This window comes from Rhodoferax sp. MLSD5-FHT05B10 (assembly GCF_058793415.1).
In genome coordinates this window covers 156,814-169,669 of the sequence record NZ_JBXAFT010000001.1, presented here as the reverse complement: position 1 = coordinate 169,669, position 12,856 = coordinate 156,814, and the positions used below count along the sequence as shown (strand labels likewise).

Annotated in this window: 15 protein-coding genes; 8 read left to right on the top strand and 7 right to left on the bottom strand. The window is 66.6% G+C overall.

All coding sequences use genetic code 11. The annotated features are described in order from the left end of the window. Positions 1–20: 20 nt before the first annotated feature. Positions 21–293, top strand: coding sequence for a hypothetical protein (locus AC1Q5W_RS00785; RefSeq protein ID WP_492645821.1), 273 nt, complete (start codon positions 21–23; stop codon positions 291–293). On the opposite strand, the gene pgeF is transcribed toward AC1Q5W_RS00785, so the two are convergent. Beyond that, positions 225–1,022 carry a peptidoglycan editing factor PgeF gene (gene pgeF / locus AC1Q5W_RS00780; RefSeq protein ID WP_492645820.1) on the bottom strand — a complete coding sequence of 266 codons (798 nt, stop codon included), beginning with the start codon at positions 1,020–1,022 and terminating at the stop codon, positions 225–227. The genes AC1Q5W_RS00785 and pgeF overlap by 69 nt on opposite strands. Before the next feature lie 74 nt (positions 1,023–1,096). Between pgeF and AC1Q5W_RS00775 the strand changes: the two genes are divergently transcribed. After that, on the top strand, positions 1,097–1,399 hold the full coding sequence (locus AC1Q5W_RS00775; RefSeq protein ID WP_492645819.1) for an antibiotic biosynthesis monooxygenase family protein: 303 nt from the start codon (positions 1,097–1,099) through the stop codon (positions 1,397–1,399). Positions 1,400–1,413: 14 nt separating this feature from the next. After that, the gene (locus AC1Q5W_RS00770; protein ID WP_492645818.1) at positions 1,414–2,109 is read left to right on the top strand and encodes a fumarylacetoacetate hydrolase family protein; all 696 of its coding nucleotides are present in this window, start codon (positions 1,414–1,416) and stop codon (positions 2,107–2,109) included. A gap of 4 nt (positions 2,110–2,113) precedes the next feature. Here the strand turns inward: AC1Q5W_RS00770 and AC1Q5W_RS00765 are convergent, their stop codons facing one another. From AC1Q5W_RS00765 to AC1Q5W_RS00755, 3 genes are read right to left on the bottom strand one after another with little or no spacing between them, the layout of a single operon-like run. Then, positions 2,114–3,415, bottom strand: a complete 1,302-nt coding sequence (locus AC1Q5W_RS00765) for an HD-GYP domain-containing protein (protein WP_492645817.1) — start codon at positions 3,413–3,415, stop codon at positions 2,114–2,116. Between the two features lie 9 nt (positions 3,416–3,424). Next, positions 3,425–4,489, bottom strand: coding sequence for a DMT family transporter (locus AC1Q5W_RS00760; RefSeq protein WP_492645816.1), 1,065 nt, complete (start codon positions 4,487–4,489; stop codon positions 3,425–3,427). A 15-nt stretch (positions 4,490–4,504) separates the two neighbouring features. Next, positions 4,505–4,987: a hypothetical protein gene (locus tag AC1Q5W_RS00755; protein ID WP_492645815.1), complete on the bottom strand. Its 483-nt coding sequence runs from the start codon at positions 4,985–4,987 to the stop codon at positions 4,505–4,507. 197 nt (positions 4,988–5,184) lie between these two features. On the opposite strand from AC1Q5W_RS00755, the gene AC1Q5W_RS00750 reads away from it, so the two are divergent. From AC1Q5W_RS00750 to AC1Q5W_RS00740, 3 genes are read left to right on the top strand one after another with little or no spacing between them, the layout of a single operon-like run. After that, complete coding sequence (locus AC1Q5W_RS00750) at positions 5,185–5,730, top strand: NUDIX hydrolase (RefSeq protein ID WP_492645814.1); 546 nt, start codon at positions 5,185–5,187, stop codon at positions 5,728–5,730. Positions 5,731–5,733: 3 nt separating this feature from the next. Beyond that, a complete protein-coding gene (locus tag AC1Q5W_RS00745) occupies positions 5,734–6,378 on the top strand; it encodes a hypothetical protein (protein WP_492645813.1) in 645 nt (214 codons plus the stop codon). Between the two features lie 54 nt (positions 6,379–6,432). Then, positions 6,433–7,326: a phosphatase PAP2 family protein gene (locus tag AC1Q5W_RS00740; protein WP_492645812.1), complete on the top strand. Its 894-nt coding sequence runs from the start codon at positions 6,433–6,435 to the stop codon at positions 7,324–7,326. Here AC1Q5W_RS00740 and AC1Q5W_RS00735 read toward each other — a convergent pair. Both AC1Q5W_RS00735 and AC1Q5W_RS00730 read right to left on the bottom strand, forming a co-directional pair. Then, on the bottom strand, positions 7,323–9,218 hold the full coding sequence (locus AC1Q5W_RS00735) for a propionate--CoA ligase (RefSeq protein ID WP_492645811.1): 1,896 nt from the start codon (positions 9,216–9,218) through the stop codon (positions 7,323–7,325). The genes AC1Q5W_RS00740 and AC1Q5W_RS00735 overlap by 4 nt on opposite strands. A 127-nt stretch (positions 9,219–9,345) precedes the next feature. After that, complete coding sequence (locus AC1Q5W_RS00730) at positions 9,346–9,957, bottom strand: isochorismatase family protein (RefSeq protein ID WP_492645810.1); 612 nt, start codon at positions 9,955–9,957, stop codon at positions 9,346–9,348. Between the two features lie 187 nt (positions 9,958–10,144). Here AC1Q5W_RS00730 and AC1Q5W_RS00725 point away from each other — a divergent pair, with 187 nt between their 5' ends. After that, positions 10,145–10,750, top strand: a complete 606-nt coding sequence (locus AC1Q5W_RS00725; protein WP_492645809.1) for a C40 family peptidase — start codon at positions 10,145–10,147, stop codon at positions 10,748–10,750. Between the two features lie 34 nt (positions 10,751–10,784). Here AC1Q5W_RS00725 and AC1Q5W_RS00720 read toward each other — a convergent pair whose 3' ends face one another. Then, positions 10,785–11,705, bottom strand: coding sequence for a class I SAM-dependent methyltransferase (locus AC1Q5W_RS00720; RefSeq protein ID WP_492645808.1), 921 nt, complete (start codon positions 11,703–11,705; stop codon positions 10,785–10,787). Positions 11,706–11,850: 145 nt separating this feature from the next. Between AC1Q5W_RS00720 and AC1Q5W_RS00715 the strand changes: the two genes are divergently transcribed. Then, positions 11,851–12,828, top strand: a complete 978-nt coding sequence (locus AC1Q5W_RS00715; RefSeq protein WP_492645807.1) for an NAD(P)H-dependent flavin oxidoreductase — start codon at positions 11,851–11,853, stop codon at positions 12,826–12,828. Positions 12,829–12,856 lie beyond the last annotated feature (28 nt).

The window sequence follows — 12,856 nt, the reverse complement described above, 5'->3', positions numbered from 1 at the left end:
ACACCTCAATCGGAAACCCTATGTACCTCATTCCCATCGGCTGGCTGTATGTGGCCCTCATGATGAGCGTGGCCGAGGCCACCAACAGCAACGGCACCGTGCTGGGCGCGGTTTTCACTTTCCTGCTGTACGGGCTGCTTCCGGTCGGGCTGCTGCTCTATTTCATGGGCACGCCGGCGCGCAAGCGCGCCATCCGGGCGCGGGAGGCCGCCGAACGACAGGCCTCACTCCAGCCAGATGCAGGCAGCCTGGCGGCCGCTGACACGGTCCCGCCGGTAGGAAAAGAACCGTGAGGGGTTGCCCACGGTGCACCAGGCAGGGCTGCTGTCGTTGCCATAAACCTGCGCAACCCCCGCGGCCTGCAGGCGCTGGCGGGCCAGGGCCGGCAAGTCCGCCAGCCATTTGCCCTCCGGCAGGGGCCTGAAACAGGCTGCGGCCTGCGGGGCCGCCGTGGTGAAGGCGTCGCGCACCTCGGAGCCCACTTCAAACGCCTGCGGACCGATGCACGGGCCCAGCCACGCTATCAATTCAATAGCTGTCTGCGCAGGTTCTGCGCCGCCTTGAGCCATGAATTGCTGGTAAATCGTCTCCACCACGCCCGCCCCGCCGCTACCGGCCAGCCCGCGCCAGCCGGCATGCACCGCCGCCACCATGGTGCCGCGGGTGTTGCACAGCAAAATGGGCAGGCAGTCGGCCACCATCATGGTGCAGGCCAGCCCGTGCGCGCGGGTGAAGGCGCCATCGGCCTCCAGCCCGTCGGGCGTCTGCGGCCCCAGCGCCTGCATATGCGCCCCGTGCACCTGGTTCAGGAACACCGGCCGGGCCCCCAGGGCCACCTGGAGCAGCGCCCGGTTGCGGGCCACGCAGGCGGCATCGTCCCCGACATGGGTACCCAGATTTAGCGTGTCATAGGGCGGGGCCGAAACCCCGCCAGCCCGGGTGGTGCACACCGCCCGCACGCCCGCCGGGGCGGGCCACTGCGGCACCAGCCAGTCGGACGCAAAGGGGGTGGAAGAATTCATGCGGACAAGGATAAACCAAGCCCGTTAATATGGGCGCCTTTGCCGCATAAACCAACCCTCTGCCGGAGCCTTCCATGATTCTCGAACTCGCTGACATCCGCATCCAACCCGGCCAGAACGCCGCCTTTGAAGAAGCCATCCAGCGCGGCCTGGGCACCGTCATCGGCGCGGCCAAGGGATTCCAGGGCTACAAGGTGAACAAGGGCATCGAAAGCCCGGAGCGCTACGTGCTGCAGGTCTTCTGGGACACGCTGGAAGACCACACCGTGGGCTTTCGCCAGTCCGAGGCCTTCACCCAGTGGCGCGCCATTGTGGGACCGTTCTTTGCCGCCCCCCCGGTGGTAGAGCACTTTGAGCTGCTGGCCAAGTCGGCCTGACCGGAGCCCCCTGCATGTCCTACGTCTTTACGCCCCCCGCCCCCGTGGGCGTGCCCGTGGTCGGCCAGACAGCGCTGTTTCCGGTGCACCGCATCTACTGCGTGGGCCGCAACTACGAAGAGCACGCCCGGGAAATGGGCCACAGCGGCCGCGAAGCGCCGTTTTTCTTCATGAAACCGGCCGATGCCGTGCTGGTAGACCCGGCCGGCAGCACCGCCGTCATGCCCTACCCCACGCTCACGACCAACCTGCACCATGAAGTGGAGCTGGTGGTGGCCATCGGCGTGGGCGGCTCCCACATCCGTGCCGCCGATGCCCTGCGCCACATCTACGGCTACGCCGTGGGCCTGGACATGACCCGCCGCGACCTGCAAAACGACATGAAGAAGCAAGGCCGCCCCTGGTGCATTGGCAAGGGTTTCGACCACTCGGCCCCCATAGGCCCCATTACCCCGGCCGCACAGGTGCCCGACATCGCCCGCGCCGGCATTTACCTGCAGGTCAACGGACAGGACCGCCAACGCAGCACCCTGGCCAAGCTGATCTGGAGCGTTGCCGAAACCATCGAGCAGCTGTCGGCAGCCTGGACGCTGCAGCCGGGTGACCTGATCTTCACCGGCACGCCCGAAGGCGTGGGCGCCGTGGTGCGCGGCGACACCCTGGTGGGTGGCGTGGACGGCCTGCCGCCCCTGTCGGTGCGCGTGGAATAGGGATTTACGGCGCCGCCGTGGCTTCGTCCACGGGCTGATCGCCCCCCGCCACCAGCGCGTCCACCTGCTCCAGCCACTGCAGCAGCGCCTCGGGGTACTGCTCGTCCTGCACCAGGCGCCAGCGCCGGCGCGCTTGCCGCGCCAGGGCGCGCAACTGCCACGCGGCTTCGGCCGCAATGAGCGTGAGTTCCTGCTGCAGCAGGCTGTCCAGCGGCTCGCTGCCCAGATGCGCGAGCTGGTCAGGTGTCACGCCCACGGTCGCCAGCGTGCGGCACAGTTGCGCCACCTGCCCGGCCAGCCGCTCCAGCCCCTCACGGCGGTTGGCCCCCAGACCGGCGCTGTGCTGCAGGTCGGCAGGCCAGCCCGTGATGAGACGGTCGATTTCCCGCAGGCGCCCCACCGGGTCCGGCAGCAGCACAACGCCGCCGCCCTGGGCATCGCATTCCGGCTTGATCAGCTGCATGACCTTGAGCACCAGGGTCTCGTCGTAGCGGTGCCAGTTCATGCGCAGGATCACGGACAGGCGCAGTTCAGGGGCCCGCCGCCCTGGCGCGAACATGGCGGTGATCACTTCAGTCAGCGACAGGATGCGCCCCAGCCCGCTGAGCGCGGCTCCGGCCAGGTTGCGCGGATAGCCCGATCCGTCAAGGTATTCATGGTGCTCCAGCACCGCGCGCACCACCTCCTTGGGGTACTCGTGGTGGCGTTCCACCAGTGCCTGCGACACCAGGGGATGGGAGTAGAGCTGACGCCGCTGCTCGCGGCTGAGATGCCCCCCGGGCTGCAGCAGTGACGGGTCCACGTGCAGCATGCCGATGTCGTGCAGCAGCCCCGCCGCCGCCGCCATGCTGAGGTCAAACCGCGAACCCAGGGGCACCTGAGCCAGCCAGGCCGCTGTCAGCGCAGCGCACAGAGCTTGCTGGTAGAGCGCGGGGCGCACCTCGCGCGCCAGGGTCAGCTGAAACGCCATGGGGTCGGGTAGCGGCACCTTGGCGACCGCATCGAGCAAGGTGCTGCGGGCCTTGGGCTCGCCAGCCATGCGCGTAAAAAATGGGGAGCTGTCCAGAATCTCCTCGGCTCCGCTGCGCAGCACCGCCCCCGTCACGGCCGGGGCGCTGGTCACGGAATCTTCGAGGGGTTCGGACAGCTGGTGCTGCATCAGGCGCTCGTAAAGGCCCAGGTTGATGCTGGCCCCCTTGTCGATGATCTTGGTGCCCTGGACATTGAAGATGGCACGGGAAGCGAGCACGGGGCGCGCCTCGCCCAGCTCGGTCACGGTCCTGGTGAAATATTGGCTGTCGGTCATGGGTAACGGTTACGGCTCACGCGCCATGCCGGCATCGTGGGCATGGCGGTGGTGGATGTCCGGAAAATGGGGATGCTTGTGGGTGATGGCCGTGTGTTCGTGCCAATGGGTGTGCGGCCTGCCCGCCTCCCAGGCAAAGTCGTGCGCATGCTGATGGTGCGCGTCGTGCACATGGCGGTGGCTGTGCGCCATGGGTTCATGGGTGTGCACATGCGTGTGCTGCTCGGTCAGGTGCAGGTAGACGCCCAGCCCCATCAGGGCAGCGGCCAACCCGAACGCGGGCGTGGGATGCTCCCCCAACAGCAGCAGGGCCAGGGCAGCACCCAGAAAGGGCGCGGTGGAAAAATAGGCTCCGGTGCGCGCGGTGCCCAGCCCCCGCAACGCCAGCACGAACAGCACCAGACTCACGCCATAGCCCAGCAGGCCCACCAGCATGGTGGTCAGCACGGTGGAGGTGCCGGGCAGCGCCGCCCCCAGCGCCAGCGCCAACACCGTGTTGAAGGCCCCGGCCATCAGGCCTTTGCTGCTGGCAATGAGCAGCGCATCCGATGCGGAAACCTTGCGCGTCAGGTTGTTGTCAATGGCCCAGCACACGCAGGCCGCGGCAACCGCCAGGGGCCCGGCCCAGTCGGACGCCCCGGTGGGGCCTTGCGGCCAGGACAGCACCACACTCCCGGCCACGATGGCCGCCATGCCCAGGACAATGCGCCGGTCCGCGTTCTCGCGAAAGACCAGCCAGGCGATGAGTGCGGTCAGAACCGCCTCGAGGTTGAGCAGCAGTGATGCTGTCGAACCGCTGGTGTGCGCCAGCCCCACCAGCAAAGCCACCGGCCCCATGACGCCACCGAAAAAAATGGCCCCCAGCAGCCAGGGCCACTCCCCGCGTGCCAGACCGGAGGACGTCCAGTCTCGGTCCCGCACCAACCGTGCCACGCCCAGCCCCAGTCCGCTGCCCAGATACAGCAGACCGCCCAGCAGAACGGGAGAAAGGTCACCGATCAGCAGCTTGGCAAACGGCGTGCTGGCACCGAACAGGGCGGCCGCCAGCAAGGCGTACAGGACGTTGCGGTTCATCTCCGGCAACAGGACTCAGGGGGTCATCAGGTCTTCAATGGCGTCCACCACCATCAGGGTTCCCACCGTCACCAGCAGCACGTCGTTGGCCACCCGGACATAGCGGTACCCGGCCGGCGGGACGCCGATCCGCACGCGCACCTCCCGCGGCAGCGGATAGAACACCACATCACGCGGCAGGGGCTGGCCCATCTGCCACTTCTTGGCCTGACCCGGAGGCAGGCAGCCGTTGTGTTTCTTTGCCAGGCCGGGCGGGCACTTACCGGCGGCGCGCTGGCGCCCGTAGTAGTCGGAAATCGCCGCGCGCTGGGGGTCCGCAAACCGGACTTCGGCGCGGGACTGCACCGCGTCGGCATCCCGGTGCTTGTTCTTGTTGCCATTGCCGTCGCCCGCCCATTCGGGCTTTCCAGCCAGGGCTGCGGTACTGACGCACGCCACCGCCAGCAGGCAGGAAAGCAAGCGGATGCGGCGCACGGCAGGGGTCTGTGGGAGGTTCATGGCATTTGCGTCCTGTGCCACGCCGTGGCCACTGGCGAATCCAGTGGCGCCGGAGTGGCTATGCCCCGATTATGGGCCGCGGCAACCGGCGGCGCCACCCGCTACGCGCAAGGCGCCCCTGCATCCGGTGCAGTACAGTTGCAGGCTGTATGGCTGCCAACCTATGACCCCACGACAAACCTGAACCGGACATGAGCATGTTCCATACCCCCATCAAGCACTGCAAGCAGTGCGGAACCCCCGTGGTCTACCGCCTGCCGGACGACGGCGACACCCGGGAGCGGGCCGTATGCCCGGCCTGCGCCACCATCCACTACGAGAACCCGCTCAACGTCGTGGGCACGGTGCCGCACTGGGGCGACCAGGTGCTGCTGTGCAAGCGCAATATCGAGCCGCGCTGGGGCAAGTGGACGCTGCCGGCCGGTTTTCTGGAGCTGGGCGAGACGACGGCCGAGGGTGCGGCACGTGAGACCGATGAGGAAGCCGGCGCCCAGTTCGAGATGCAGGGGCTGTTCTCGCTGCTCAATGTGGCGCGGGTGGGCCAGGTCCACCTGTTTTACCGGGCGCGGCTGCTGAGCGATCAGTTCAAGCCCGGCACCGAAACCATTGAGGCCCGGCTGTTCCACGAGCACGAAATTCCCTGGGACGAGATTGCATTTCGCACCGTCAAGGAAACGCTGGAGCGCTACTTTGCCGACCGCCACGCCGGGCACTACCAGGTCCACACGGTGGATATCGCCTAGGCCATGTCCCCCCGCCACCCGCTCCCCGCACCCGGCGGTGCCATTCTGGACCTGGTGTTGCATGTGCCGCCCAGCCAGGAGCCGCCCCAGGCCAACCCCGCGGCGCGCGCCCACAGCATTGCTCGCGCGGCCGCCCGCAAGGCCAGCCTGCTCTCGGGCTCCATGGCCCTGCCACCCGGCCTGCTGGGCTGGCTCACGGTGATGCCCGAGTTGCTGGGGGTGTGGAAGCTGCAGGCGCAGATGGTGTCCGATATTGCCGGGGTCTACGGCCAGAGCCGGACCCTGGGGCGCGAGCAGATGCTGTACTGCCTGTTCCGCCACGTGTCCGCCCAGCTGTTTCGCGACATGGTGGTGCGCGTGGGCGAACGGGTCATGGTCCGGCAGACCTCGCTCAACGTTCTGCAGGCGCTGGCGCAAAAAGTGGGCGGGCTGGTGATCAAGGCCGTGCTGCGCAAGGGCGCTGCGCGCTTCGTGCCGCTGCTGGGCGCCGTGGGCGTGGGCGCCTACGCCTACTACGACACCCTGCAGGTGGCCCGCACGGCGGTGGCGCTGTTCGAGCGCGACATCATCCTGGACGCCGACACCCTGACAGAGCCCCCAGCCGACACACCGGTCACGCCGGTCACCCCGAAAAAAAGAACAAAATAGGCCGCCAGGCGGCATGAACGCTGCGCAGACAGCTATGAATAACGGAGCAACGGCTTGAATTTCCTGCACGACCTGCAGTGGGTGCTCCCCCTGCGCACCCCGGCCCTGACGCAGCTGGCCCTGGCCCTGTCGTGGCTGGGCTATTCCACCTTCATCATGTTCTTCATGGCCATTGGCTACTGGACGTGGAGCAAGGCCGTCTTCTTTCGGCTGTTGGTTCTGGTGGTCATCAACGCCGTGCTCAACGCCTATGTGAAAGACTGGGTCCAGGACCCCCGCCCCCCGCTGGCCCTGCGGCTGGACGACCAGATCGGCGCCAGCTACGGCCTGCCCAGCGGCCACGCGCAGATGGCCGTGGTGATGTGGATGTGGCTGGCCTGGGAACTGCGCCGCGCCTGGGCCTGGGTGCTGGGCAGCGTGATTGTGCTGGGCGTCATCGCCAGCCGCCTGTACCTGGGCGTGCATGACCTGGAGGACGTGCTGGTGGGCGCAGCGCTGGGCGGCGCCAGCCTGCTGGTGTTTGAGCGGTTGCGCCACCGGCACTGGCGCTGGCAGACCCGGCTGGGCTGGAGCGTGGCGCTGATCGCCCTGGCAACCGCGCTGGTGCTGGCCAGCTGGCCGGGCAACGCCCCCGAGTACATCCCCACCCTGGCCGGCTGGCTGGCCGTGGCCCTCTGGAGCCTGCAGGTGGAGCAGCGCCACATCGACAGCGCGCCGCCCGCCACAGCTTGGCGCCGCGTGGCGGTGGGCCTGCTGGGGGCCGCGTGCTTTCTGGGCGAGCAGAAGCTGCTCAAGTTCACCGGCGCGCACCTAGTGCTGCCACCGCTGCTGTGGGCACTGGCCAAGGGCGTGGTCAGCGGCGCTTTCGTGTCACTGCTGATGCCCTGGGTCTTTGTCCGCCTGCGGCTGGTGCCGGCCTTGGCCCGGCGCCTGCCGCGGGGGGCTTAACCAACCACCAGATCGCGGATCTGCTGCAGCGCGGCGGGGTCTTCCATCGTCGTCAGATCGCCGGCATCGCGTCCCTCGCACACCGCCTGGATGGCGCGGCGCAACAGCTTGCCGCTGCGCGTCTTGGGCAGGACCGACACAAAGCGCACCCGGGCCGGACGGCCCACGGCACCAATGGTGTTGTCCACCACCTTCATCACCTCGGCCTCGAGCTTGGCGCGCGCAGCGTCGTCCACCAGCACGCTGGCGTCCTTGGCCACGGCAAAGGCCATGGCCACCTGGCCCTTGAGCGCGTCGGCCACGCCCACCACCGCCACTTCCGAAATATTGGGGTGACTGGAGATGCTCTCCTCAATCTCGCGGGTGCCCAGGCGGTGGCCGGCCACGTTGATCACGTCGTCGGTGCGGCCCAGGATGAAGAAGTAGCCGTCCTGGTCACGCACGCCCCAGTCAAAGGTGCTGTACACCAGCTTGCCGGGGATGCTGTTCCAGTAGGTCTTGACGAAACGCTCGTCGTCGCGCCAGATGGTCTGCATGCAGCCGGGGGGCAAGGGCCCCTCGATGGCGACCACGCCCTTCTGGTTGGCACCCGTGAGCTCTTCGCCGGTGTTTTCGTCGATCAGCTTCACGTTGTAGCCGTACATGGCCACGCCGGGGCTGCCGAACTTGCTGGGCGCCTTTTCCACGCCATTGGCCAGACCCAGGATCGGCCAGCCGGTTTCGGTCTGCCAGTAGTTGTCGATGATGGGCTTTTTCAGGCTGTCGCTGATCCACTGCGCCGTGGGCTCGTCCAGCGGTTCACCGGCCAGGAACAGTGCGCGCAGGCTGGAGAGATCGTACTTGGAGAGCAGCGCCGGGTCTTGTTTCTTCAGCACGCGCACGGCGGTGGGGGCGCTGAACATGACGGTGACCTTGTATTTCTCCACCAGGCTCCACCAGATGCCGCCGTCCGGGCGGGTGGGCAGGCCTTCGTACATGATGGTCGCCATGCCGGCAATCAGAGGGCCGTAGATGATGTAGCTGTGGCCCACCACCCAGCCGATATCGCTGGTGGAGAAGAAGGTTTCTCCTGGCTTGCCGCAGTAGATGTGCTCCATGCTGGCGGCCAGCGCCACGGCGTAGCCGCCGGTGTCGCGCTGCACGCCCTTGGGCTTGCCGGTGGTGCCGCTGGTGTACAGCGTGTAGCTGGGGTGGGTGGACTCCACCCACTCGCAGTGCACGGTGGTGTTGAGGTGCTTGTCCCGCAGGGCGCCCCACAGGTGGTCGCGCCCAGCCACCAGGTTCATGGCGTGGAGCTTGCGGTCCACCAGCAGCACGCCGTCGGGCTTGTGGCTGGACAGTGCAATGGCTTCGTCCAGCAAGGGCTTGTAGGGCACCACCTTGCCGCTGCGGGAGCCGGCGTCGGCGCTCACAATCAGGCGGGGCGACGCGTCTTCGATGCGCGAAGCCAGCGAACCCGAGGCAAAGCCGCCAAACACCACCGAGTGGATGGCGCCAATGCGCGCGCAGGCCAGCATGGCAAAGGCCGCCTCGGCAATCATGGGCATGTAGATCAAGACCCGGTCGCCCTTTTTCACGCCCAGCTCCAGCAGGCAGGCGGCCATGCGCTGCACTTCGGCGTGCAGCTGCGCAAAGCTGTAGACCTGCTCGGTATTGGTTTCGGTGGAAACCGCAATCAGCGCAGCCTGGTTGGCGCGGGTCTTGAGGTGGCGGTCGACCGCGTTGTGGCAGAGGTTGGTCGTGCCGCCGACAAACCAGCGCGCAAACGGCGGGTTGCTGTAATCACAGACCTGCTGCGGCGGCGTCTGCCAGTCCACACGCTGCGCCTCCTGCGCCCAAAAACCATCCCGGTCGTCAATGGAGCGGCGATAAAAATCTGCGTAGGCGGTCATGGTGTGTCTTCCTGCGGGTCGTTGAAACTGAATTCATAATTATGGATAGACAGCTTGCAAATAGCTGACTTGCGCCGCCGCCCCCTGCCGCGTCTCGCTCCGACCGGCGTGCCGGCCCCTGGCGCGGTTATTTGATGAGCGCCTGCGCCGCCTTGAAATCCGGGTGCTCGGCACTGCGAATCCACTCGAACGCCACCATTTCGGTCGTTACCAGCTCCGCACCGGCCCCCGCCAGGCGGTCGAAGGCGGCGTCGCGGTTGCGCTCGGTACGCGAACTGCAGGCGTCCGTGACCACCCACACGTCAAACTCGTCTTCCAGCAGGTCCAGAGCCGTCTGCAGCAGACAGACATGGGCCTCACAGCCGGCGAGCACCACCGTGCCGCGCTCGGGCCCCGCCGCGGCTTTCTGCAAATGCTTGGGCAGGCTGCGCGCATTGCCCTGCACCGGCTTGGCCGGCGGACGCAACCATTCGCCCAGCCCTTCTTCCACGGCGCTGAACTGCATCTTGGACAGCACCCGGGCCCCGGCCTGCTGCAGGGCGGCTTGCAGTTCGGGCACGCTGGCTCCCAGCTTGGAAGGGTTTTGCTCTGTCACGAAGGTCGGCACCCGCAACAAGGCGGCCAGCTGTGCCAGCCGTACGGCATTGGCCAGCACGGCAGGGGCCTCAAACAGGGCGGGCATCAACCGGGCCTGGTAATCCACCAGCACCAGCTGGGACTCTTCGACTTCTAGCAACATGGATAACTTTCGATAGTAGGAAAGGCAAGCATAACCAATCGCCGCGGTCTTGCCAAAGGCCTGCCTGCGGCGTCCTCTGACACAGTCGAAATGTCGAAAAATGTCATGAATTCAAAGTGTTACAAATGATTCTTCATTTTTCACCTTGACTTGACAGCGGCCCCAAACCCGGGTTAAGCTGGCCGCCATGCGAATCGTTTCCCTTATCGTCACCCTGCTGCTGGCCAATGTGGCGCACGCCAATCCGGCCGGCTCCGGCGACGACATGAACCGTTTCCTGGCCGAGCGCGGCCTGCTGGCACGCATCGGCGAAGTCCGCGACCAGGTCGAAGCCAAGGCCTCCGAGTTGGTGCTCCACTCCATGGCTTTCCTGGGCGTTCCCTACCGTCGCGGCGGCACCAATGCGGAAACCGGTTTTGACTGCAGCGGCTTTGTCCGCGCCATTTACGAACAAACCGCCGGTCTGGTCTTGCCACGCAAGGCCGAACAGCAAGCCGCCGCCACCCAGAAAATTGACCGCACCGACCTGCAGCCCGGTGACCTGGTGTTTTTCAACACCATGCGGCGCGCCTTCAGCCACGTGGGCATCTACGTCGGCGACGGCAAATTCATCCACTCGCCCAGGCCCGGCGCCGAGGTGCGTGTGGAAAGCATGGGCATAGCCTACTGGGCCAAGCGTTTTGACGGCGCCCGCCGGGTAGCCACCTCCAATGGCACCGCGGCCGAAACCCCAGCTGCCGCTGCGCTGCCTGCCGACGTACAGGCTTTGGCCGCACCCGCACCCCTGCGGTAACCGCCACCCCACCGGCCAGACCGCCGCAGCCGACTCAGTCAGGTGCCCGGTAAACCAGCACCTTGAGCGAACGGTCCGCCGACACATCGGCAAAGGCGGCCGGATTGGCCACCCGCTCGACCCACTCCAACTCGGGAGCCAGTTCCCGCATCTGGTCCTGCAGGAAGGCCGCGCCCAACTCGGGCGCATTCAGGCACAGCAACGCATGGCCCCCAGGCATCAGCAAATCCGGCAGTCGGCGCATCAAGCGTGCGTAGTCCTTGGTGGCGACGAAGCTGCCTTTCTGGTAGCTGGGCGGGTCCACAATGATCAGGTCATAAGGGCCGCTGCGGGTGATCTTGCCCCAGGTGGAAAAAATGTCGTGGGGCAGAAAACTCGCTCCGGCCACAAGGCCGTTGAGCCGGTGGTTCTGCTGCCCGATGGCGATGGCACCGTGGCTCATGTCCACATTGACGACCTGCCTGGCACCGGCCTGCAGGGCAACCACCGAAAAAGCGCAAGTGTAGGCAAACAGGTTGAGCACCCGAAACCGCGCGCGGCCGGCCACGTGCGCACGCACCCAGCGCCGGCCTTCGGCCATGTCCAGGAACAGCCCATGGTTCTGCCCTTTGAGCACATGCACCAGGAAACGGGCGCCCTGCTCTGTCACCACATGCGGCTCGGGCACGCTGCCGGCCATCAGCCGGGTTCCGGCGTGGCCCTCGGCGCGGCACTGGTACACCCAGTTCAACGGCTGTTCGGGGGCCAGCACCTGCCAGCGCTGCGCCAACGCGGCGCCAACCGCCGCCAGTTCCTCGTCCGTGGCAGGCTGAAAGCTGGTGAGCACAAAAACGGGGGGAAAGGCATCCAGCGCCCAGTGCTCGCAGCCCGGATACAGGCCGCCTCGGCCATGGAATACGCGCTGGGCATCAGTGGGAAGGGCCATCGTGGCGATGGCATGGAGTAAAGCTTGCATGGGAAAGGCGCTGTTAAGTTGCTAGCGATTCTAGTAAGGCCACCACCGGCGCCCTGGCCGAAACCGGGTGCGGTCACCCATGTGACGCATCCCCCCCTTTCAGGGCCGGTCCATCCCCATAATTGCTCCAAAGGAGCCACACCCCATGAAAACCCGTATCACTGAGCTTTTTGGCATCGAACACCCCATCATCCAGGGCGGCATGCATTTTGTCGGCTTTGCCGAACTGGCCGCAGCCGTGTCCAACGCCGGCGGTCTGGGCATGATCACCGGCCTGACCCAGCGTTCGGCCGCGGACTTGGCCAACGAAATCCGCCGCTGCCGCGAGATGACCGACAAGCCCTTTGGCGTGAACCTCACTTTCCTGCCCACCGTCAGCTCGCCCGACTACCCCGGCTACATCCAGGCCATCATCGACGGTGGCGTCAAAGCCGTGGAGACCGCCGGCAACAACCCGCAGAAGTACCTGCCCGCGCTGCACGAAGCCGGCATCAAGGTGATCCACAAATGCACCTCAGTGCGCCACGCGCTCAAGGCACAGTCCATCGGCTGCGACGCGGTGAGCGTGGACGGCTTCGAGTGCGGTGGCCACCCGGGCGAGGACGATGTGCCCAACTTCATCCTGCTGCCCCGTGCCGCCGACGAACTGGAGATTCCGTTCGTCGCCTCCGGCGGCATGGCCGATGGGCGTTCGCTGGTGGCGGCCCTGTCGCTGGGGGCCGAAGGCATCAACATGGGCACGCGCTTCATCGCCACCCAAGAAGCCCCCGTGCATGCCAACGTCAAGCAGGCCATCGTGGCGGCGTCCGAACTCGACACCCGCCTGGTGATGCGCCCCCTGCGCAACACCGAACGCGTGCTGCGCAACGCCGCCGTGGACCGCCTGCTGGAAAAGGAGCGCACCCTGGGCGCCGCCATCAAGTTCGAAGACATCATGGAGGAAGTGGCCGGCGTGTACCCGCGCATCATGAAGGACGGCACCATGGACGCCGGTGCCTGGTCCTGCGGCATGGTGGCCGGGCTCATCCACGACGTGCCCACCGTCAAGGAACTGATCGATCGCATCATGCGCGAAGCCGAAACCATCATTGCCCAGCGCCTGCGCGGCATGCTGGGCGCCTGAACTTCACACCCCTAGAACCCTGACAAGA